This window comes from Erwinia mallotivora, assembly GCF_000590885.1.
GTDB lineage: Bacteria > Pseudomonadota > Gammaproteobacteria > Enterobacterales > Enterobacteriaceae > Erwinia > Erwinia mallotivora.
Genome location: NZ_JFHN01000028.1, coordinates 19,992 through 40,801, shown reverse-complemented (window position 1 = coordinate 40,801; position 20,810 = coordinate 19,992). Strand labels below are relative to the sequence as shown.

Genomic DNA, 20,810 nt, shown 5'->3' with positions numbered 1-20,810 from the left:
GGCGTGCTGAGCAATCAGGCTGTTCACTTCAGTGCTATATTTATCTTCCGCAGACAGCCCTGCCTGACATCAACGGAGCACCCGATGCGTGATTTCTCCCGCCGAAATTTTGTGACGCTGTTTAGTGGATTATGTTGCTCATTACCTTTGCTGGCTCAGGCTAAAAGCCTCACCGTGTCTTCAGTGCGTAAAGCGGAAGAGCTGTCGGCGAAAGAGCGGCAACAGCATGAGTTTTTTATGCAAAAGGCGATCGCTCAGGCGGCTAAAAATCCTGCTTATCCCTTTGGCGCAATCATTGCCGATCTTCAGTCAGGAAAAATCTTCAGCGAAGGGGTAAATACCGGTGCTGAGAATCCGACATTTCACGGCGAAATGGTGGCAATTAACGAGTATGTCCACAAACACGGTAACCAGGGATGGCAGCAGATGACGCTTTACACTACGGGAGAACCCTGTTCTATGTGCATGTCTGCCATTGCATGGGCAGGGATAACGCGGGTTGTCTGGGCCAGTTCAGTGCAAAAAATTCGCGCATCAGGCATTGGACAGATTGATATCCCGGCAGCTGAAATTGCTTTCAGGGCGCGAGAGTTTTATCAACCCGTGGCGCTGATTAGTGGTGTACTGGCGACACAGACAGACAATCTGTTTGATCAACGGACGCGGTCCTGATAATGCTCCCGGTTATCGCGGCGAAATAACGCCTGCCTGGCGGCGTTATACCTGCCAGCACGGATGTAATGGGGGAAGCAACGAGCCGTTGGCAGAAAAATCCACGCCTTAAATTCTGTTTAACGCCAGGTGTTCTCGGCTGCGCACTACGCTACACTGTGACCCCCTGTCTATTTTCCGGAGAAGCCAATGAACGATAACGCGCTGTCGCAACTGCGCGCCCTCGCATGGCTACCCGTTTCCTCCCCCCTGTTGACCACGGCGCTACTTGACTGGCTGCTGGAGGAGGATTCCATGACCCGTCGCTTCGAAAACCATTGCCAGCAGGTTTCGGTAAAGGTAGAGCATGAGGGATTTATCAGTGCCGTCCAGCTGGGGGAAGAAGGGGCGCTGCTGCCGCAGGAGCCGCGTTACTGGCTGCGGGAAATCCTTCTGTGTGGCGACGATGTGCCGTGGCTGGCTGGTCGCACCGTCGTGCCAGAATCAACGCTCAATGGCCCGGAGCAGATGCTGCAACAACTGGGAACACGTCCTCTGGGCCGCTATCTGTTTGCTTCATCAACGCTGACGCGCGATTTTATTGAGCCGGGTCAGGTGGAGGGGTTGTGGGGGCGTCGTTCGCGTTTACGTCTTTCCGGCAAGCCATTATTACTGACTGAACTGTTTTTACCGCCTGCGCCGCTGTACTGGCCGGAGCTGGCGGAAGGGAGCCTGTAGCGTGGAAAGAAGTCTGCCAATAAATAAACTTCAGGCATACAGCCGTCTGATGCGTATCGATAAGCCTATCGGCTCGCTGCTGCTACTGTGGCCGACACTGTGGGCGCTGTGGCTGGCAGGGGGGAAAATCCCGCCGCTAAACATACTGCTGGTCTTTGTGCTGGGCGTTTTTTTTATGCGTGCCGCTGGTTGCGTGGTGAATGATTTTGCCGACCGTAAAATTGATGGTCATGTTAAACGCACCCGCTCACGCCCGCTGCCCAGCGGTGCCGTAACCTCCAGAGAGGCCCGCTGGTTATTTGCCGGGCTGGTACTGATTTCATTCTGTCTGGTGTTGACCATGAATGCGATGACCATCTGGTTATCGTTTGGTGCTCTGGCTCTGGCCTGGACGTATCCTTTTATGAAGCGTTACACCCATCTGCCACAGGTGGTGCTGGGCGCGGCGTTCGGCTGGGCTATTCCAATGGGCTGGGCGGCGGTGAGTGAGTCTGTGCCACTGGCCTGCTGGCTGTTATTCTTCGCCAATATCTGCTGGACGGTGGCGTATGACACTCAGTATGCGATGGTGGACCGCGATGATGATTTACGTATTGGCGTAAAATCCACCGCTATTTTATTTGGTCGTTTTGACAAGCTGATTATTGGCTTACTGCAATTTGCCACACTCATGCTGATGGCGCTGACGGGCTGGATGATGCAGCTGGGTGGGGCGTTTTACTGGTCAGTTTTGCTGGCTGGCACCTTGTTTATTCACCAACAAAGGCTGATCGTCGGTCGGGATCGGGATGCCTGTTTCCAGGCTTTTCTCAATAATAATTACGTCGGACTGGTGCTGTTTGTTGGCATTGCACTGAGCACAGGGCCTGTTGCAGGCTGGCTGTGAGTAGCCACGGTTCAGGGAGGGTTAACGTCGGATGAAAAAAATTGTCCGTCGATGGTACCGTCCCTGGCGCGCGTGCCTCAGCTTAATGTACTGGCCGGGCTGAGGCATTGCGCGCTCAACACCTATTCGTGTGCCACCGCACTCTCAATGGTCATTCTCACTTCCTGAGTAATCAAATCTGCCAGCATCTGGTAAACCTTTTGCGTCTGTTCAACCAACGCATCACCGGTATCGCTGATATAACCCTCATCACGTAGCGTCAGTACCAGCGTGGAAAACACCGCTTTGTCGAAGAATTCAGGCGCATTAATCCCGTGCAACACCGATAAACGCTGAGCCATAGTGCGGCTCTCTTTTTCCAGCGTGCCACGATTAATGGATGGATTAGCGCTGAGGATTGAAAAGGTAATAGCGTAGCGTTGTAGCGTCTCCCGCACTCCGGCGGCGAGGAGTTGCAACGTATGGAAACGCAAGGTGCTCAGACGCAGGGTATGTTCATCGGCATTCAGCAGATTCTGTCGGGCCATCTCACTGACCAGCGCATCCAGCAAGGATGGCAGCGCTTCTTTTTCCCAACGCAGGAACAGCTCAGTTTTCAGCATCGGATAAATGACGCTGACCTGACGGAGCAGTTCGGCACGGGTTATCTCGCGATGCTGCATCAGGATCACGGCGATGACCGAAGGCATCACCAGCATATGGTGAATATTGTTACGGTAGTAGGTCATCAGTACCGCCTGCTCGCGTGGCAATACAATGATTTCACCAATGTTATCCTGCTCAATTTCGAACTTATTCATCCCCAGAGCATGATCCAGCAGCTTCTCTGACGTCATCTCAGGCACTGTTGCATCTGGCGAATAAGGCACATTGCGCATCAGCTGGGTATAGCAGCTTAATTGATCGATCATCTGCTCGCGGGTCAGTGAGCGCTGACGTGAAGAGAGCAGTGCCGTAACACACAGGTTCATGGCGTTGGCTGCCCCGGCATTGTTGATCCGCACCATCACCCGCTGAGCGATATCGTTTACCGCTGGCGTCAGCCACGCCGGACGTTGTGACTCCAGCGGATCAATGGCCTCACGCCATTCCGGAACATGCTTGTTCAGATAACTTACCAGCGGAAGAGGTTCACCGAAGTTGACATAGCCCTGGCCGAGATTGCGTAACTTACGCAAGCCGCGCACCATCTGCACAAAGCCCTCTTTCTCCTTGGTCGCGCCACGCAGTTCTTTGGCGTAGGTTCCCACCTCCATCACATGCTCATAACCAATATAAATCGGCACCAGAGTAATAGGACGATTCCCCCCACGAAGCATGGCCTGGATAGTCATCGACAGCGTGCCGGTTTTTGGATCCAGCAGGCGGCCAGTGCGGGAGCGCCCGCCTTCAACGAAGTATTCAACGGAATAGCCACGGGTAAACAGTTCGCCGAGATATTCGCGAAATACGGTGGAATAGAGCTTGTTACCCTTGAAGGTGCGGCGAATAAAGAAGGCACCAAGACGACGGAAAATGGGCCCGGCGGGCCAGAAGTTAAGGTTGATCCCGGCGGCAATGTGCGGCGGCACCAGCCCCTGATGATAGAGCACATAGGAGAGCAGCAGATAATCCATGTGGCTGCGGTGGCAGGGGACGTAGACGATTTCATGGCCGTCCTGCGCCAGCTGACGCACGCGTTCGCCGCCGTTGACGTTAATGCCCTGATAGAGCTTGCTCCACAGCCAACCCATTACACGGTCGGTCAGGCGGATAGCTTCATAAGAAAAATCGGCCGCGATCTCTTCCATCAGTTCGACGGCATTTTGCTGTGCTTTCTCGCGGGAGATTTTTTTACTGCGCGCTTCATCTTCTATTGCTTTAGCAATCGCTTTGGACTGCAACAGCTTGTTGAATAAATCCTGACGTACGGGCAGACGAGGCCCGATGGCGGCCAGTCGCTGGCGGGCGAAGTGCATTCTCGCGACTCTTGCCAGCTTCTGGGCAATAGTTTTGTCGGTGCCGTGCTCCGTGGCCATACGGCGCAGAGAGACAATGGGAGAAAAACGCACAAAGCTGTCCCGGCCCAGCCAGAGTACGGCAAAGAATTTCTGAATGCCGTTCAGCACCCGCAAATGGGGCTGTTCTTCACCCTGGACTTCACGGCCCGGCGCCCGGCCAAACATCACCGAAACTGGCACCATTTGCACGTCAAGGCGCGGGTTACTGCGGTGTAAATCCAGATAGTCGTGAAACAGCTTCACCGATTGAAGATTTGGCACAAAGTAGGGGAATACGCGGGGACCATCATGAATAAATACGTGGCGTGGCAGCACCGTACCATCGATTTCCAGAGGTTCCAGCGGGTCGGGGAGTTCCTGCTTGCGGCACTGCTCGCGCAGGGCCAGTAGATCGGCCTTTGAATCGTATGGCAGCACATACATAATAGGACGTGAGGTGTCCAGCCCCAGTTCAGCAATCGGCTCAGCAGGGATTGCTTTACTCTTTACCAGAAATTTAACCGGTAAATTCAGTATGTTATAATAAAACTTACGCCAACCTGACATAGACAATATGAAGCCTCTTGTTAGCAAAACGCCGCAAGCATACCAGAAAGCGCCATTGAGATCTTTGGTGTTACAAAATGTGCTATCTCCAGTTAATGACGTCATTATCACATAAAGGTTTTACCCCTATGGCAAACCGTGTCAGCGGATTGACCCGCATCATAAAAGCAGCAGGCTACTCATGGAAAGGCCTTCGCGCCGCGTGGCAGAACGAGGCTGCTTTTCGTCAGGAGGCCGTAGTGGCTGTCGTGGCGATTATCGTTGCCTGCTGGCTGAACGTCGACGCCGTCACGCGTGTTTTACTGATAGGCTCTGTCGTGCTGGTGATGATCGTTGAGATGATCAACAGCGCAATTGAAGCCGTGGTGGATCGGACGGGCAGCAACTTCCATCTGCTATCTGGCCGGGCCAAGGATATGGGCTCCGCCGCAGTGTTGCTGGCTATCATGCTGGCGATTTTCGTCTGGGTCACCTTGTTAGTCAGCTATTTTCGTTAGCGCTCGCATAATCTGACAAATGACTGTTTTTTTGCCTGAATTCTGGTTTTCAACGCGCAAATACCTGTATATACTCACAGTCGACTGTATAAACAACCAGGGGGCGGGATGAAAGCATTAACGGCAAGGCAGCAACAGGTTTATGACCTGATACGTGATCACATTAACCAGACCGGCATGCCGCCCACGCGGGCAGAAATTGCCACCCGGCTTGGTTTCCGCTCCCCCAATGCGGCGGAAGAACACCTCAAGGCTCTGGCGCGTAAAGGCGTGATTGAAATTGTCTCCGGAGCCTCACGGGGAATCCGTTTGATGATGGAAGAAGAAGAAGGTCTGCCACTGATAGGCCGTGTGGCCGCCGGTGAGCCGCTGTTAGCCGAACAGCATATTGAAGGGCACTATCAGGTTGATCCTGGCCTGTTTAAACCGGGGGCGGATTTTCTCCTGCGTGTCAGCGGTATGTCGATGAAAGATATTGGTATTATGGATGGCGATCTGCTGGCGGTACATAAAACACAGGATGTGCGTAACGGCCAGGTTGTGGTGGCACGGATTGACGATGAAGTTACCGTCAAGCGTCTGAAAAAACAGGGCAACGTGGTCCATCTTTTGCCGGAAAATAACGAATTCCAACCGATTGTTGTCGATCTTAATAAGCAAAGCCTCTCCATCGAAGGTCTGGCAGTGGGCGTCATCCGTAACGGCAACTGGTTGTAATGCCTCGCGCAACAATAATCATGCAGCTTGACTGGTCACCGTTCCGTCTGGAGTGAGGGCTGAATGGTGAATCCGTTACGCAGTGGGCGATGATGCGATTATTCAGCTCCTCTGATAAGCACCTCTGGCGGCTGGCATTGCCGATGATCCTTTCCAATGTCAGCGTGCCGCTGCTGGGTCTGGTTGATACCGCTGTAACAGGCCACCTTGATAATTCCAGCTATCTTGGCGGTGTGGCCGTCGGCACCACGATTACCAGCTTTCTGTTTATGTTGTTTCTTTTTCTGCGGATGAGTACCACCGGACTGACAGCTCAGGCGTTTGGCGCGAGAGATAAAACTGCGCTGGCTCGTGCGCTGATTCAGCCGCTACTTATCGCGCTGATGGCCGGAACCATCCTGATCCTGTTCAAATCACCGCTTAATCATCTTGCCCTGACGGTTATCGGTGGCGACCCTGCGGTATTGCATCAGGCCGCGCAGTTCCTCAATATTCGCTGGCTGAGCGCCCCTGCCACCCTCGCCAACCTGGTGCTGTTGGGCTGGCTGCTGGGCGTACAGTATGCCCGAGCCCCGGTTATCCTGCTGGTGGTGGGTAACCTGGTCAATATCGTACTGGATGTGTGGCTGGTTATCGGCCTGAAGTGGGGGGTGCAGGGGGCTGCTATGGCAACCGTGATTGCTGAATACTGCTCACTGATAATCGGGTTATACATGGCAGGGCGGGTGATCCGGTTACGTGGCATCACGCTGGCTATGTTACTCACAGCATGGCAGGGCGATCTGTCGCGGCTACTGCGGCTGAATCGTGACATTATGCTGCGCTCGCTGATGCTTCAACTCTGTTTTCTGTCAATGACCATTCTTGGGGCACGCCTCGGTAGTGAGGTGGTGGCGGTTAACGCCGTACTGCTGATGTTCCTGACCTTTACCGCCTATGCACTGGACGGATTTGCTTACGCCGTCGAGGCCTGTTCGGGTGAGGCATATGGTGCCCGCGACGGCAAGGATCTGCTGCGTGTATGGCATGCAGCCTGCCGTCAGGCAGGACTGTTGGCGCTGTTTTTTTCGCTGATATATGCCATTGCCGGCCCGCATATTGTGGCTTTACTGACTTCAATTGCTGAATTGCGGCAGCAGGCGGATGCTTACCTGTTCTGGCAAATATTAATGCCTGTATGCGGTGTCTGGTGCTATCTGCTTGATGGCATGTTTATTGGGGCAACACGAGCCAGAGAGATGCGTAACGGTATGGTGGTGGCGGCGGCTGGCTTCGGTCTGACGCTGTTTAGTGTACCGCTGCTGGGAAATCATGGTCTGTGGCTGGCGGTAACGGTTTTCCTGCTTTTACGTGGCCTGACGTTATGGCTAATCTGGCGACGACACTGGCAGAACAACAGCTGGTTTGCCTGATGACATATCTTGTTACCCTATGCGGCATTGATGTAAGTCTTTTATTTTCATGATTTTTTCCCCGCTTTATTTTTCAGGTTACTTCTCCGGAAGTTTTGCGCAGGAAGTTTGCCAGATCCCAGCTAGAATTAACCGTAAGTTCAGCATTTTTGTAGCGTTTCATTTTGTTGTTAAGCGTTTTGCTGGGACGATATCACTAAATCCGTTAAGATCTGATTGAAGGAATAATGCCATGAATAAAGATGAAGCCAGCGGTAACTGGAAACAGATTAAAGGTAAAGTGAAAGAGAAATGGGGCAAGCTGACTGACGACGATATGACGGTTGTGGAAGGTAAACGCGATCAGCTTGTGGGAAAAATTCAGGAACGCTATGGCTATGCGAAAGACCAGGCGGAGAAAGAGGTTAGCGACTGGGAAAGCCATAATAACCACCGCTTTTGAAATAGTCTGACTGTCTCACCAACGGCACAGGGAAGGTGCCGCCCTCATCGTTCCGCTCCTGTCCCCACCCACTCCAGCTGCTTATTATCACCAGTATGAAAACTACTGACGTCCACGCTTGCGGCTGGTTACCGTATGATCATGCTGACACACATCCTGATGGGTGCAGGTTTCCACCTCCACGCATTCCCGACACAACCCATGCGCCTCGATAACACTGTTGGTCAGAATAAATCCTGAAGGCAGGGCCAGCGATTTGAGGATTTTTTCGACACCATCGGCATGTTGCTCCGCCACGGCACCACAGCGATCGCAAATCAACATGGCAGAGGTGTGGGATGGCTGCTCAAAATGATGGCAAACCACATAGCTGTTAGTGGATTCAACCCGATGCACAAATCCCTGCTCCAGAAGAAAATCCAACGCACGATAGACGGTGGGCGGTTTTGCCTGCGGTTCACTGGCGCGGAGCAAATCGAGCAGGTCATAAGCGCTAATCGCCCCCTGATGCTGGCACATCAGACGCAGTACCTCCAGGCGTTGAGGAGTGAGCCTGACATTGCGTTGCTGGCAGAGTGTCTCTGCCTGCGCCAGGATTTTTTCTGCACTACTGATGTTCATGGTTTTTCCCCAGGCCAGATCGGAATGTTATGTTATCACGCCCACTGTGAAACACCGAATGCCCGCCATCGGGCCATCTTAAGCCACCTGATTAAAACTAACCCTCCGATTAAACAACAGAAATGCAGGGTATTTGCGTTATGGGTTGATGGTGAAATTTTGTTAATGTGTCGGCGCGGGTAATTCAGTGCCATATGATTTCTGTAAAACGTTGCTAATCTAATTTGCAGCCTGAGACCATCCTGACTACCTTTTGTTAATTATCTGAGGCGATTAGCTACGTGGCAGGCTTTGCTGTTATGGCTGACTCGTCTCTCTGTTAACAGATAAATAAAACAACAATAAGCAGATAAACCACTGCATTCTTACTTAATTCACAGCAATGAATTACTGCCTTTGTGTTCAAAATACAGGCAGTCTCCTGTGCAGGCCTCCGCTGAGCACTTATTCCTTCTCTGGACGGGTTTAAAGTAAAATGGCAAAAAAATACAGTACGTTAAGCAGGTCTGTTCGTCCTGTTGTCTGGCCGGTTCTCTTTTTTGCTCCCCTCAGTGCGCTGGCTGCGGGCAATTATTACGATGCGCGTAATGATGCCATGGGCGGCACGGGTGTGGCCTCTTCAACATATGGTACTGCGGTGCTGGCGAACCCGGCGCTGATGACCAAAGCGAAACCTGAAGATGATGTCAGCATTATTTTTCCTGCGGTAGGTGCTCAGTTAACGGATAAAAATAATCTGATTGATAAAGTCGATAATCTGACGGACAGCGTTAATCACTACGAGGACGTTTATGATAACCTGGCGTCCACGCCGTTTACTTTAGCTGGTTTAAACGCATTGTCTGCAAATCTGGCCACTGTCCGCGCAGCAGCGGGCGATCTGGCCAGCCAGTTGCGGGCTATCAAGGGATCTAAGGCAAGCGCCACGGCGGGTGCCGCATTTGCTGTCACCATCCCCAATGATACGCTGTCAGCGGCTTTTGTTGCCAAAGCCTACGGCACGGCAAATGTCGCGACTGATGTGACGCAGAGCGATATTGACTATTTGCAGGCCGTGGCTGACGGGGGCGCAATACCTACCTCCAACCCGAAGGATACGTTAACTTCTTCTGCCACCGGGCTTGGCGCGATTGTTTATGATTATGGTATCGCTCTGGCTCATGAGTTTGAGATTGCCGGACATCCGGTCTCCTTCGGTGTCACACCTAAATTACAAAAGGTTTATCTGTATAACTACAATGCCTCGGTTTACGACTACGACAAATCAGACTTCACCAATGGCAACTATAAAAACAGTGACTCCGGTTTTAACCTTGATGCCGGAATGGCGACCGACCTGGGAGATTACTGGACGCTGGGTGTCAGCGCACAAAATCTGATCTCGCGTGATATCGATACCAAAGAGGTCAATGGCTTCAAGGACACTTACCAGATTAGTCCAGTGGTTACGCCGGGTATCTCTTTCCATACCGAGCGTTTCACCGCAGCGTTAGATGTGGATGCCACGCCAACAAAAGGCTTTAAAACTGTCGGTGACAGTCAGTATGCCGGAATTGGTGCGGAATACCGTCTGCTCAGCTGGCTGCAATTGCGTGCCGGTTATCGGGCAGATATGAAATCTAATCAGACGAATGTGGCTACGGCTGGCTTTGGTATATCACCCTTTAACAAGGTGCATCTGGATCTTGCTGGTATGAAGGGTGATGACAGGACATGGGGCGCGGTTGCCCAGATGACATTTACCTTCTGAACAATGGGGGCGCGTTTTCGCCCCCACTATTAAAGAGATCCTGACGCTCAACGAGCTGGCAGCATATTTCCATCAGTTGAAACTACGTAAGAATTTTTTTGAGCAGGGTAATAAATTTATCGCTGCCGAAAAAATACCTTAAGGGAAAAACTCGTAGAGCATTTTTTCCTTGCCTGAGGTAAATACCAGAAAGTCACTTTCTTTAAATTTATTTTCTTTAATTAATTTTAATTTCAGAGGCTCAAACCGTTGATCATCTGAGAAAAAAAGTGCACTTATATAATCTGAGTCGACTATGTTATCTTTCTCGGAAAGGAAAATAACCTCCTTATAGCAGTTTTCATCTTTAATTCCCAATCTTTCTCTCAACATGCATTCAGTAAGTAAATTAGTGCGTGTTAAATTATTTTTGTTGATGGTATTGAGATTATCCAATCCTTCCTGGTAATGTTTTGCAGCAATAAGATTATTTATATACATATTCTTAATAATACTGCTGTCGGGATTTTTAATGGTTAGCATTCTGAACTCTTCGAGAATTTTGTCTTTGTCTTGTTTCTCTGCCATCACCAGAATCATTGTAAGCCTGGAGGCCTTCCGAATAATTTCTGTTTCGTGTAAATTCTTATCTGCAATCAGCTCAGGGTAAGGAAAAGCGGATGTTCTTATACAGAAAAAAAGAGCGATAACAGTTAATAAGTTTGCTGTCTTTTTCATAATGGTTTAATTAAATTTGTGTAATAAAATGGTTTGAGTTAATGCTGATGGGAGCGGCACTATTGTTCCGGTGTATCCCGTATCGAAAATGTATCCCGCCTGAACTTTTACAGAGGGAATGACATTTTTTTACGAGGTATGATAAAAACAGCACTCCCAATGAGTGTTTCATTATGACTAAGGAGAAATGATTTTCCTGTTGCATCAAATATGTATTCTTTATTGTCAATGTTATTTCTTACTTTACACCAGGGTACAACTTTTCCTGAACCGTATGCTTTAGCCGCATTACATATCAGCGATGCCGACAGATTTAATTTTTTTCCTTCTTTTACATCATCCTCTTTTATATTGAGAAGCAAGGTAAAAGAGGCATGTACAGAGCCGACGCCTTCCAGACGTAAATCTGCGAGCCGGGTAAAGCGAAATGATTGAATTGGCATTGTGTATCCCTTACACCCTGTTTTTCCATTAAGAGGCTATCGTGAGCAGTATTTATTCAGATGTCAAACTGAGCGCTACTGCCCAGGGCATCCCCTGCCATACCCGATCACGCTCTTTTAACCTCTGTCAGCCATAGCTTGCTTACTGAAGGTCCGGCAGTGAACAGGTTTGCCGCTGAATTTAACACTGATGATGCAGCACTGGCGCATCGTCCCATCCGCGTTTGCAGGCTTTGTTGTGTTATAGTCAGCCGTAATTCAGACCGTTCCGGCATTCCGGGACACCCTGTTGCAGCTGTTTTCTGTCGTGTCATAGAAAGCAGGAACAGACGATTATCAAAAACATGCACGATACTATGACCAATACTGAATGCCAGAAAACCCACGCTACAGCTCTTAAAACAGATAATGAGTGTCCTGGACGCTTCAGCGTCGCCCCGATGTTGGACTGGACCGATCGCCACTGCCGCTATTTCCATCGTCAACTGACGCGCCAGACGCTGCTCTATACCGAGATGGTCACCACCGGCGCAATTATTCATGGCAAAGGGGATTATCTGGCCTGGAATCCGGAGGAACAGCCTGTTGCCCTGCAACTGGGCGGATTTGATCCCGCCGCGCTGGCGCAGTGTGCCGTGCAGGCAGAGGCGCGTGGTTACAACGAAATTAATCTCAACGTTGGATGCCCGTCCGATCGTGTGCAGAACGGACGCTTTGGTGCCTGTCTGATGGGCGAAGCGGCGCTGGTCGCTGACGGTATTAAAGCAATGCGCGATAAGGTCGCTATTCCGGTAACGGTTAAAACCCGCATCGGCATCGACGAGCAGGACAGCTATGAGTTCCTGTGTGATTTTATCCGCCAGGTTTCCGAAAAAGGCGGCTGTGAGATGTTTATTATTCACGCGCGTAAAGCCTGGCTGTCCGGACTCAGCCCGAAAGAAAACCGGGAAATCCCGCCGCTGGATTATCAGCGTGTCTGGCAGCTTAAGCGGGATTTTCCCCACCTGACAATTTCAATCAATGGCGGTGTGAAGTCGCTGGCAGAGGCAAAAGTGCATCTGCAACATGTTGATGGCGTGATGATGGGGCGCGAGGCTTATCAGAATCCCGGCCTGCTGGCGAGAGTGGATGCTGAACTGTTTGGCTGCGATCGACCGGTGGTTGATCCGGTGGCGGTGGTTCGTTCAATGTATCCGTACATTGAACAAGAACTGGCACAGGGAACTTATCTGGGTCACATCACTCGCCATATGCTGGGTTTATTTCAGGGGATCCCCGGCGCACGGCAGTGGCGACGCCATCTGAGCGAAAATGCCCACAAACCCGGCGCGGGCATCACAACGCTGGAACAGGCGCTGGCCCTGGTGGCAGATAAGATGCCAACAACGGTCTGACCGCGGCCCTGGAAACAGAATGCGTGTTAAACCCTCACCATATAGTGGTGAATTTCACCACTATCATTTTCAGTTCGTAATCAATATTAAATAAAATCAGCACGTTATTCCTGACACGAAGCTGGCACGTATCTTGTAACAGAGGTGTTGTACCTTATTGCGGAGCGTCCAGATGGAAATCTTATTTGTGGTTGGTTTTTTTGTGATGTTGCTGGTGATTGGCATTACGGTGCCTGCCATTATTGCCGCGCTGATTGTCGCCACCATTTTAATGGTTGTCGGCGGTATGCTTACGTTTGTTATCAAAATGCTACCGTGGTTGCTGCTGGCGGTGGTAGCGGTGTGGATTTATCGTGCTTTTCAGAAACCTCAGTCGAAATCCCGGGACAGATTAATCCGGTGATTTCAATCTGTTGGCGATATTATTAACGCCCCCGGGTGCGGTCTGGATCACAACCTGAGATATTGTTCAGTGATTTTTCCAGTTAAACATATTTTTTACTTATGAATTCTGCCAGGATAATTCCCGCTGAATTTAAATGAATTCATTGCCGCTGACCCTACAAACAGCGCGAACTAAAAAAAGAAAAAAGGGCTTCCTGCGGGAAGCCCTGTTCGTTTCTGGCGTCAGGGAATAAGCAGGCAGGAGCCCTGGGTGGCACGGCTTTCCAGCATTTTATGCGCCTGCTGTGCGTCACTCAGTGTAAACATCTGATGTTCGGGGACATCCACCTGGATCGCGCCGCTGGCAATCAGTGAAAACAGCTCGTTGCTGGCCGTATGCAGTGCTTCCCGCGTGGTGATGTAACCGTTAAGTGACGGGCGGGTGACATACAGCGAGCCTTTCTGATTGAGAATGCCCAGATTCACGCCGGTGACCGGCCCGGAAGCGTTACCAAAGCTGACCATCAGCCCGCGACGTTGCAGGGAATCCAGTGAGGCCTCCCAGGTCTCTTTGCCCACCGAATCATACACCACCCGCACCTTTTTCCCCTGTGTCAGTTCGCTGACGCGCTGCGCGACATTTTCTTCCCGATAGTTAATGGTCGCCCACGCCCCGGCTTGCATTGCCCTCGCGGCTTTTTCCGCTGAGCCAACCGTTCCGATCAGATGAGCACCCAGCGCTTTCGCCCACTGACAGGCAATCAGCCCCACGCCGCCTGCCGCTGCCTGAAACAGGAAAATTTCCTCCGGCTGGACGACATACGTCTGGCGCAGCAGGTAATGCACCGTCAGCCCTTTCAGAAACGATGCGGCTGCCTGTTGATAAGAGATGGCATCAGGCAACAGCGCCAGCTTGTCGCTGTGTACCGCATGATATTCGCTGTAGGCACCCAGGGCTGATTGTGCATAGACGACGCGGTCGCCCTCTTTAAATGTAGTGACGCCTGCGCCAACGCTTTTCACCACGCCTGCCGCTTCGGTGCCTAATCCGGCAGGCAGTGGCGTCGGATATAATCCGCTACGTACATAGGTATCGATGTAATTGATGCCAATCGCCTTATTCTCCACGATCACTTCACCCGCTGCCGGCTCGGGGATCGCCACATCAATCATCTGCATGACTTCCGGGCCGCCATGCTGGCTGATTTGTATACGTTTTGCCATGATCACTCCTGTTGATTGTGCATCATTGAGAGAGGACGAAAGGGGGGCGAACGGGTATACTTGCGCACTTCTCCCCCTCAGATTTTTGGTATCTCATCACTATGGCAGGAAATAAACCCTCCAACAAATCCGCTGAAAACCGTGAGCCGCGTGACCGGCAAATGGAAGGGCTGAAATTGCCGCCCCATTCTCTGGAAGCGGAGCAATCCGTGTTGGGCGGGTTGATGCTGGACAATGAACGTTGGGATAACGTCTCCGAACGGGTGGTGGCACAGGACTTTTTCAGTCGGCCGCACCGGATGATTTTCAGTGAAATGCAGCGCCTGCTGGAGCAGGGTAAGCCCATCGATCTGATCACCCTTTCGGAATCAATGGAAACCAAAGGTGAGCTGAGCATGGTGGGTGGCTTCGCCTATCTGGCGGAGTTAGCTAAAAATACGCCAAGTGCGGCAAATATCGGCGCTTATGCGGACATTGTGCGTGAACGTGCGGTGGTGCGTGAGATGATCGCCGTTGCCAATGAGATCGCCGATGCGGGATATGATCCACAGGGGCGTACCAGCGAAGATCTGCTCGATCTCGCCGAATCCCGTGTTTTTCAGATCGCGGAAAACCGGGCGAATAAAGATGAGGGGCCAAAGAGTGTTGATCAGATCCTTGAGGCGACCATTTCCAGGATCGAATCGCTTTATCAGACGCCGCACGACGGTGTGACGGGCGTGGATACCGGCTATCAGGATCTGAATAAAAAAACGGCGGGCCTGCAACGCTCCGATCTGATCATCGTCGCCGCCCGTCCGTCGATGGGTAAAACCACCTTTGCGATGAATCTCTGCGAAAATGCGGCGATGTTGCAGGACAAGCCGGTGTTGATCTTCAGTCTCGAAATGCCCGGCGAGCAGATTATGATGCGTATGCTGGCCTCGTTGTCGCGGGTGGATCAAACCCGTATTCGTACCGGTCAGTTAGATGATGAAGACTGGGCGCGCATCTCCAGCACCATGGGTATTCTGCTGGAGAAAAAGAACATGTTTATTGATGACTCCTCCGGCCTGACGCCGACAGAAGTTCGTTCGCGAGCACGGCGTATCTTTCGTGAACATGGTGGCCTGAGCCTGATTATGATCGACTACCTGCAACTGATGCGGGTGCCGTCGTTGTCAGATAACCGTACGCTGGAAATTGCCGAAATCTCCCGTTCCCTGAAGGCGCTGGCGAAAGAGCTACAGGTGCCGGTAGTGGCGCTGTCGCAGCTCAACCGTTCGCTTGAGCAGCGTGCCGATAAACGCCCGGTCAACTCCGACCTGCGTGAGTCCGGCTCCATTGAACAGGATGCTGACCTGATCATGTTTATCTATCGTGATGAGGTTTATCACGAAAACAGCGATTTGAAAGGCATTGCGGAAATCATTCTGGGTAAACAGCGTAACGGCCCGATCGGCACCGTAAGGCTGACGTTTAACGGTCAGTGGTCCCGTTTTGATAATTATGCCGGACCGCAGTACGACGAAGAGTAAGTCGTCTGCGCCGCAGGCGTTTCCCGTCAGATGGCTCTGAGCACCGATTTTCAGAGCCTTGTTCTCACATAATTAAGCGTAATGTTTATTATCTCTCTCCTGCCAGACTACCAGGGATGATTTCGCTGATCATTTATGTTTTCTCCTCCGGCAGTTTGCATCGATAATCCTGTATAAGAAAATTTATTATTAACCTCTCATCTCCACGCTCCGATGATTATTTTATCTGTGCATAAAATCATATTCTACAAATTAGTTATTTAAATCTGGTGATAATTAATGTCTGCCTTTTTTTGATTTGCACCTGGCGTTTTTAATTATTTTTCATTAGCCAGACGATCTCTTTTTGGTAAAGCTTTGCGGGTTGCTGAACAACATTCTTTTTTGCACTGAACCGTGCGGTAAATTCCGCCATATGCAAAAAACATTTTCCAACTACCGAAAAGGTCTTCGTGTGAGTATGAAAAAGAATAGCCAGTCATTAATATCGTCCGGGGTACGGACGGCCGCTATTGCGCTGGAAGTAGCGGGAGGAAGCCGTGTGGCCTTGAGTGCCGTACAGCCACATTCTGATGCGGACAGAGCCTCGCTGCATTACCACTGGCAGGCGGACGCTAAGGCTGTTGTTACCTCTGCCAGGAGCGTTGATACCGAAATCCTGATGCCGGAAGTGGCAACCACCACCAAAGTGAATATCACGCTGACGGTTACCAATCGGGTTGGCGACGTGGCACAGCGCAGTTGGCCGGTGCTGGTCATGCCATCACAGGGCGGAGCGGACAGCGACAGTGACGACAGTACCCCACAATATCCACTATGGAATGCCTCCTCGACTTATCAGGGGCAAAGTCGTGTAAGTCATAAAGGCGCTAATTATCAGGCGAAATGGTGGATAGCAGCGGGAGTTGAGCCTGGATTGCCAACCACCACCGGGCCGGCATCCGGTAATTCCCTGCCGTGGATGAAAATCTGATTATTTTTAATTAATCGCCACAAGAGTATTAAAAATTTTTATCAAAAATACACGCTATTCCCGGCACAGAAATTAATTATTTTCACAACGGGAAAGAGCAATAAGTTTTTATTCGCTCTCCCGGAGCTATTGCTGAAGAAGCAAAAATAATATTTATCTCAAGGTGACTGTAATGAAAGAGTTTCTTGAAGTTTATCGCAGCCTGAAATTTGATGGTTGTATTTATGCCCGGCTCCATTCTGAACTGCCGGTCAGCTGCATTACCCTGTCGCTTTATTGCAATCAGATGTTGGTCGCGCAACAAAGTAGCCAGAGTGCGGGTATCACCGTTAAATTCAGCGGACAGACCGCAGGTGAATTTGAATTAAGAGCTGATATTCTGGATGGTGACAATCAACCGCGCGTTCTGAGCCGTAAGCTGCACATCCATGCTCAACCACGACTGCTAAAAAGTATTCAGACGCTGGCCGAAACCAGCACGATTAAAGATGCTTCCCGGAGCTGTGACAACATCAGTCACTATTTTCTGGAGATTCAGTTTTTGCCGGGCGGCGTTGAACATTTTTATAACCAGGACGATGCCGCCACGCCGCTGTTTGCGGCATTCAAAAAACAACATCTGGCCGATGTTGCCAGAACTAACCGCCATGCGATTGCTGCTGTATTTCCTGGCGACGAGAATCCCCACCTTGCCGATTTGTACCAGGTGGTGGCCAGCGGCGATTTTGGCGAGTTAAAACTGATAGCCAGTGAGCTGGAAACGTTGGCGTATATTGACGCCTGCTCACTCAATCCGGATACCACAGATCTGCTGCCTCCGAAATTGCTGGAAGAAACCTCCGCGCCGCTTCTGGCAGAGGGCGCGGCAACGACGCTGGGGCGAAGCAGCGTCGGCACTCCCGATTTCTCTCATCTCCAGACCTATCTGAACAGTGGCCGTAGTCTCAATGTCCGGGCGGCGTGGCAGGCAGGTGAAACCGGGCGCTTTGCCACCATCCATTTTCTGGATTTTGGTGTGTACCGTAATCATGAAGACTTGCAGGGCAATATCAATGTGATAAACAGCCGCGCTGAAACGCAGGATTGTAATCATGGTACGGCGGCAACGGGTTGTATTGCGGCGACAGATAACGCCTTTGGTGTCACCGGCATTGCGCATGGCAGCCAGTTTAACTTTTATGATACCGGCGATCTTGACCTGATCGTTCAGAACGCGCAGCCCGGCGATATTGTAGGGCTGAATATCCAGATGTCGGCCAATGGACGCTATCTGCCGTGGATACATTCGAGAAGCGTCTGGGACAGGCTTAACCAGCTGTCCCGGCGTGGGGTGGTGGTGGTACTGGCTGCCGGGAACGGGGGCACCGATCTCAGCCCGCAGGCCGGTTTTTTAACCGATTATGGCGACAGCGGTATTTTCCTCGCAGGAGCGGTAGCCAGCAACACGGGTCGTCGTCTGGCCTTTTCTAATTACAACAATGTCAGTTCGCTGATTTGCTCCTGGGGGCATCAGGTGACCACCACCGGTTACAGTGGCTTACAGACATTACCCGGCAACAACCATAACTACACCTCAGGTTTTAATGGCACGTCCAGTGCCACACCGCTGGTAACCGGGGCGCTGGCTTTGATTCAGTCTTACGCTAAACGCAAATTTGGTGTTTATCTCGACGGCCTGGAAATGCGTGATCTGATAGCTAAAACCGGCAGCAACGCTGGCGTCAGCGATGGCGTGGGCTATCAGCCTGATGTAACGAAAGCGCTGGCGTGGCTGGACGCTAATCTGGATGATGCCAGCGATGACCACGGTGATGATGATGCGCAGGATGCAGGTGATCACGCCATCGAAGTCGCTCCGATTGCGCAGATGCGCATTAAGGCCGTTGCCGGAAGCGAACTGACTTTTTCAGTTGTGATGCCGTCAGGCGTGGATACAGAAAACGTCAATTTTCACTGGCTGACGACGGCAAGAGAAACCCTGTCAACGCCCCGACAGCAGCGTACCCTGGTGCGATTCCCCGAGGTGGCTCAGGAGACGCTCAGCCAGATTTCGGTCAGCCTGACCGGCTCTTATCAGACAAGAGATACGGTTGGTCTGATGATTGTACCCGCTACAGAAGACGGAACCGATAGCGAGCAGGGGAGTGATGAGGCGGACACCACGCCGCTCTATCCACAGTGGGTGGCGAACAGAAGCTACTCCGGGGGCGAGCGGGTCAGCCATAAAGGCGGCAATTATCTGGCCAAATGGTGGATTTCTGCCGGCGTCGAGCCTGGGCTGGAGAGCACTACCGGCGCGGCCAGTGGCGATGCCAAACCCTGGACCCGCATCTGATGTTATGAGCTGAACACTTACCCGGCATGGGCTCTCCCTGCCGGGTTTTTGCATTTATCGCGCAGCGCTTCAGCGTGCTGCTGGCCTTTCCCTGGTCATCCCGCCTGCCGATAGTCGGGAAAATAGTGTTGGACAACAGGGCAAAATTTGCGGTTATCTGTCCGGCCCGAGAATCTGATTAGCTGACGGATGGATAATGACCCAGATCGATGAGTATGACCTTAAGATGCTGACGCTGCTGGAGAGCAATGGTCGTCTGACCAATCAGGAACTGAGCGACCTGGTGGGGCTTTCCGCTTCGCAATGTTCACGACGCCGTATCGGTCTTGAACAGGCGGGCCTGATCCTCGGTTATCATGCCCGGCTATCGCCTGATGCGCTGGGGCTGAGTATGATTGGCCTGATTGAAGTGCGCCTGATTAATCACACCGCCGACTATGTTGACAGCTTTCACCGCATGGTGGCAGAGCAGCCTGCTATCGTGGATGCGTGGAAGACTACCGGCGATGCCGATTACCTGCTGAAGGTAGCGGTGGCCGATCTGGCCGGGCTCAGTGCGTTAATCAGTCAGTTAGTCGCCGGTCATCAAAGCGTTTCACATGTGAAAACGTCGGTGGTACTCACCCGTCTGAAAGAAAACGGCATGATGATCCCGACTCAGCCTGCCTGACGCGCACCAGTTTAGTGCGCCATGCAATAAATCAGTGCGTTTTATGGCTATAATGTGCGGGATTTGTGCATATTGTCGGTCTGGTATGCGTGATTTGATTGATTTTTCCGTTTTTCTTGCGCGAATTATTAAAAATAAAGCATTTTGCATTCAGTATCTTAGGCTGGAAGCCGTTGAGGTCGCTGTTTTTCCTGTCAGCCTGGTGTGAATTTTGCTGATTCTGTGATTATTTCCCTGAGAATCAGCACTATGGATAATGCCATCCCCGTTAAAATTCCCCATTCCCTGCTTGAAGATGCGCTGGCGATCCTTTTCGGCACGCTGCTGGTGTCCTTTGGCGTCACGCTGTTAAAAAGCGCAGGCGGATTAACCGGCAGCACGGCGGGCATTGCCTTCCTGCTGAGTTATCTGACCCATGCTTCCTTTGGTGTGGTGTTTTTTGCGATCAATTTACCCTTTTACTGGCTGGCGGTGCGCAGAATGGGCTGGGCTTTCACGCTGAAAACCTTCTGCGCGGTGGGGCTGGTTTCCCTGTTTACCCATCTGCATCCGCTTTTTATTCATTTCTCTGCGCTGAATCCGTTTTACGCCACGCTGTTTGGTAACGTTGTCATGGGGGTTGGGTTTATTGTGTTGTTCCGGCACAAGGCCAGCCTGGGCGGCATGAATATTCTGGCGTTGTGGCTCCAGGACAGGTACGGTATCCGCGCGGGTAAATTGCAAATGGCTCTCGACAGTGGCGTGGTGCTGGCTTCGTTGTTTGTGGTGTCGTTGCCAATGCTGGCAGCGTCCGTTGCCGGTGCGGTGGTCCTGAACCTGATTATCGCCATGAATCACCGTCCGGGCCGCTATTTCGTCTGAGTCGTTCAGCTAACCAGAGTACAGCGTTGCAG

The 20,810-nt window shown here is 51.6% G+C and carries 20 protein-coding genes; 15 read left to right on the top strand and 5 right to left on the bottom strand.

Annotated features, from left to right (window positions below; genetic code table 11):
• Positions 1-84: 84 nt before the first annotated feature.
• From BG55_RS05080 to ubiA, 3 genes are all read left to right on the top strand, one after another.
• Positions 85-672, top strand: a complete 588-nt coding sequence (locus tag BG55_RS05080; RefSeq protein WP_084276204.1) for a nucleoside deaminase — start codon at positions 85-87, stop codon at positions 670-672.
• 189 nt (positions 673-861) lie between these two features.
• Entirely contained in the window at positions 862-1,389 is a 528-nt protein-coding gene (gene ubiC, locus BG55_RS05075; RefSeq protein WP_034935024.1) for a chorismate lyase, read from the top strand.
• 1 nt (position 1,390) lies between these two features.
• Complete coding sequence (ubiA, locus tag BG55_RS05070; RefSeq protein ID WP_034935021.1) at positions 1,391-2,275, top strand: 4-hydroxybenzoate octaprenyltransferase; 885 nt, start codon at positions 1,391-1,393, stop codon at positions 2,273-2,275.
• A gap of 122 nt (positions 2,276-2,397) precedes the next feature.
• On the opposite strand, the gene plsB is transcribed toward ubiA, so the two are convergent.
• On the bottom strand, positions 2,398-4,821 hold the full coding sequence (gene plsB, locus BG55_RS05065; protein ID WP_034935019.1) for a glycerol-3-phosphate 1-O-acyltransferase PlsB: 2,424 nt from the start codon (positions 4,819-4,821) through the stop codon (positions 2,398-2,400).
• A gap of 128 nt (positions 4,822-4,949) precedes the next feature.
• On the opposite strand from plsB, the gene BG55_RS05060 reads away from it, so the two are divergent.
• From BG55_RS05060 to BG55_RS05045, 4 genes are all read left to right on the top strand, one after another.
• A complete protein-coding gene (locus BG55_RS05060; RefSeq protein WP_034935017.1) occupies positions 4,950-5,318 on the top strand; it encodes a diacylglycerol kinase in 369 nt (122 codons plus the stop codon).
• A gap of 108 nt (positions 5,319-5,426) precedes the next feature.
• Positions 5,427-6,035, top strand: a complete 609-nt coding sequence (gene lexA / locus BG55_RS05055) for a transcriptional repressor LexA (protein ID WP_034935016.1) — start codon at positions 5,427-5,429, stop codon at positions 6,033-6,035.
• A 92-nt stretch (positions 6,036-6,127) separates the two neighbouring features.
• Positions 6,128-7,447, top strand: coding sequence for an MATE family efflux transporter DinF (dinF, locus tag BG55_RS05050; protein ID WP_034935079.1), 1,320 nt, complete (start codon positions 6,128-6,130; stop codon positions 7,445-7,447).
• Positions 7,448-7,679: 232 nt separating this feature from the next.
• A complete protein-coding gene (locus BG55_RS05045; RefSeq protein WP_034935013.1) occupies positions 7,680-7,889 on the top strand; it encodes a CsbD family protein in 210 nt (69 codons plus the stop codon).
• Positions 7,890-7,991: 102 nt separating this feature from the next.
• On the opposite strand, the gene zur is transcribed toward BG55_RS05045, so the two are convergent.
• The gene (gene zur, locus BG55_RS05040) at positions 7,992-8,510 is read right to left on the bottom strand and encodes a zinc uptake transcriptional repressor Zur (protein WP_034935011.1); all 519 of its coding nucleotides are present in this window, start codon (positions 8,508-8,510) and stop codon (positions 7,992-7,994) included.
• A 475-nt stretch (positions 8,511-8,985) separates the two neighbouring features.
• Between zur and BG55_RS05035 the strand changes: the two genes are divergently transcribed.
• Positions 8,986-10,260: a conjugal transfer protein TraF gene (locus BG55_RS05035; protein WP_034935009.1), complete on the top strand. Its 1,275-nt coding sequence runs from the start codon at positions 8,986-8,988 to the stop codon at positions 10,258-10,260.
• Between the two features lie 138 nt (positions 10,261-10,398).
• On the opposite strand, the gene BG55_RS22425 is transcribed toward BG55_RS05035, so the two are convergent.
• Together BG55_RS22425 and BG55_RS05025 are read right to left on the bottom strand one after the other, a co-directional pair.
• Positions 10,399-10,977 carry a hypothetical protein gene (locus tag BG55_RS22425; RefSeq protein WP_034935008.1) on the bottom strand — a complete coding sequence of 193 codons (579 nt, stop codon included), beginning with the start codon at positions 10,975-10,977 and terminating at the stop codon, positions 10,399-10,401.
• Between the two features lie 107 nt (positions 10,978-11,084).
• The gene (locus BG55_RS05025; protein WP_235192719.1) at positions 11,085-11,420 is read right to left on the bottom strand and encodes a hypothetical protein; all 336 of its coding nucleotides are present in this window, start codon (positions 11,418-11,420) and stop codon (positions 11,085-11,087) included.
• Positions 11,421-11,776: 356 nt separating this feature from the next.
• On the opposite strand from BG55_RS05025, the gene dusA reads away from it, so the two are divergent.
• Together dusA and pspG are read left to right on the top strand one after the other, a co-directional pair.
• Positions 11,777-12,814 (top strand): tRNA dihydrouridine(20/20a) synthase DusA, encoded by a 1,038-nt coding sequence (dusA, locus tag BG55_RS05020; protein ID WP_420889606.1) that lies wholly within the window; start codon positions 11,777-11,779, stop codon positions 12,812-12,814.
• A 172-nt stretch (positions 12,815-12,986) separates the two neighbouring features.
• Positions 12,987-13,217, top strand: coding sequence for an envelope stress response protein PspG (pspG, locus tag BG55_RS05015; protein WP_034935005.1), 231 nt, complete (start codon positions 12,987-12,989; stop codon positions 13,215-13,217).
• Positions 13,218-13,441: 224 nt separating this feature from the next.
• Here the strand turns inward: pspG and BG55_RS05010 are convergent, their stop codons facing one another.
• The gene (locus BG55_RS05010; protein ID WP_034935003.1) at positions 13,442-14,422 is read right to left on the bottom strand and encodes a quinone oxidoreductase; all 981 of its coding nucleotides are present in this window, start codon (positions 14,420-14,422) and stop codon (positions 13,442-13,444) included.
• Positions 14,423-14,523: 101 nt separating this feature from the next.
• On the opposite strand from BG55_RS05010, the gene dnaB reads away from it, so the two are divergent.
• The 5 genes from dnaB to BG55_RS04985 all read left to right on the top strand — a co-directional run bounded on the left by dnaB (position 14,524) and on the right by BG55_RS04985 (position 20,778).
• Positions 14,524-15,939: a replicative DNA helicase gene (gene dnaB, locus BG55_RS05005; RefSeq protein ID WP_034935001.1), complete on the top strand. Its 1,416-nt coding sequence runs from the start codon at positions 14,524-14,526 to the stop codon at positions 15,937-15,939.
• Between the two features lie 460 nt (positions 15,940-16,399).
• Positions 16,400-16,912 carry a carbohydrate-binding protein gene (locus tag BG55_RS05000; protein WP_160170833.1) on the top strand — a complete coding sequence of 171 codons (513 nt, stop codon included), beginning with the start codon at positions 16,400-16,402 and terminating at the stop codon, positions 16,910-16,912.
• 172 nt (positions 16,913-17,084) lie between these two features.
• Entirely contained in the window at positions 17,085-19,247 is a 2,163-nt protein-coding gene (locus tag BG55_RS04995) for a S8 family peptidase (RefSeq protein ID WP_052018699.1), read from the top strand.
• Positions 19,248-19,443: 196 nt separating this feature from the next.
• Positions 19,444-19,917 carry an Lrp/AsnC family transcriptional regulator gene (locus tag BG55_RS04990; protein WP_034934998.1) on the top strand — a complete coding sequence of 158 codons (474 nt, stop codon included), beginning with the start codon at positions 19,444-19,446 and terminating at the stop codon, positions 19,915-19,917.
• A 249-nt stretch (positions 19,918-20,166) separates the two neighbouring features.
• On the top strand, positions 20,167-20,778 hold the full coding sequence (locus BG55_RS04985; RefSeq protein ID WP_034934996.1) for a YitT family protein: 612 nt from the start codon (positions 20,167-20,169) through the stop codon (positions 20,776-20,778).
• Positions 20,779-20,810: the final 32 nt, after the last annotated feature.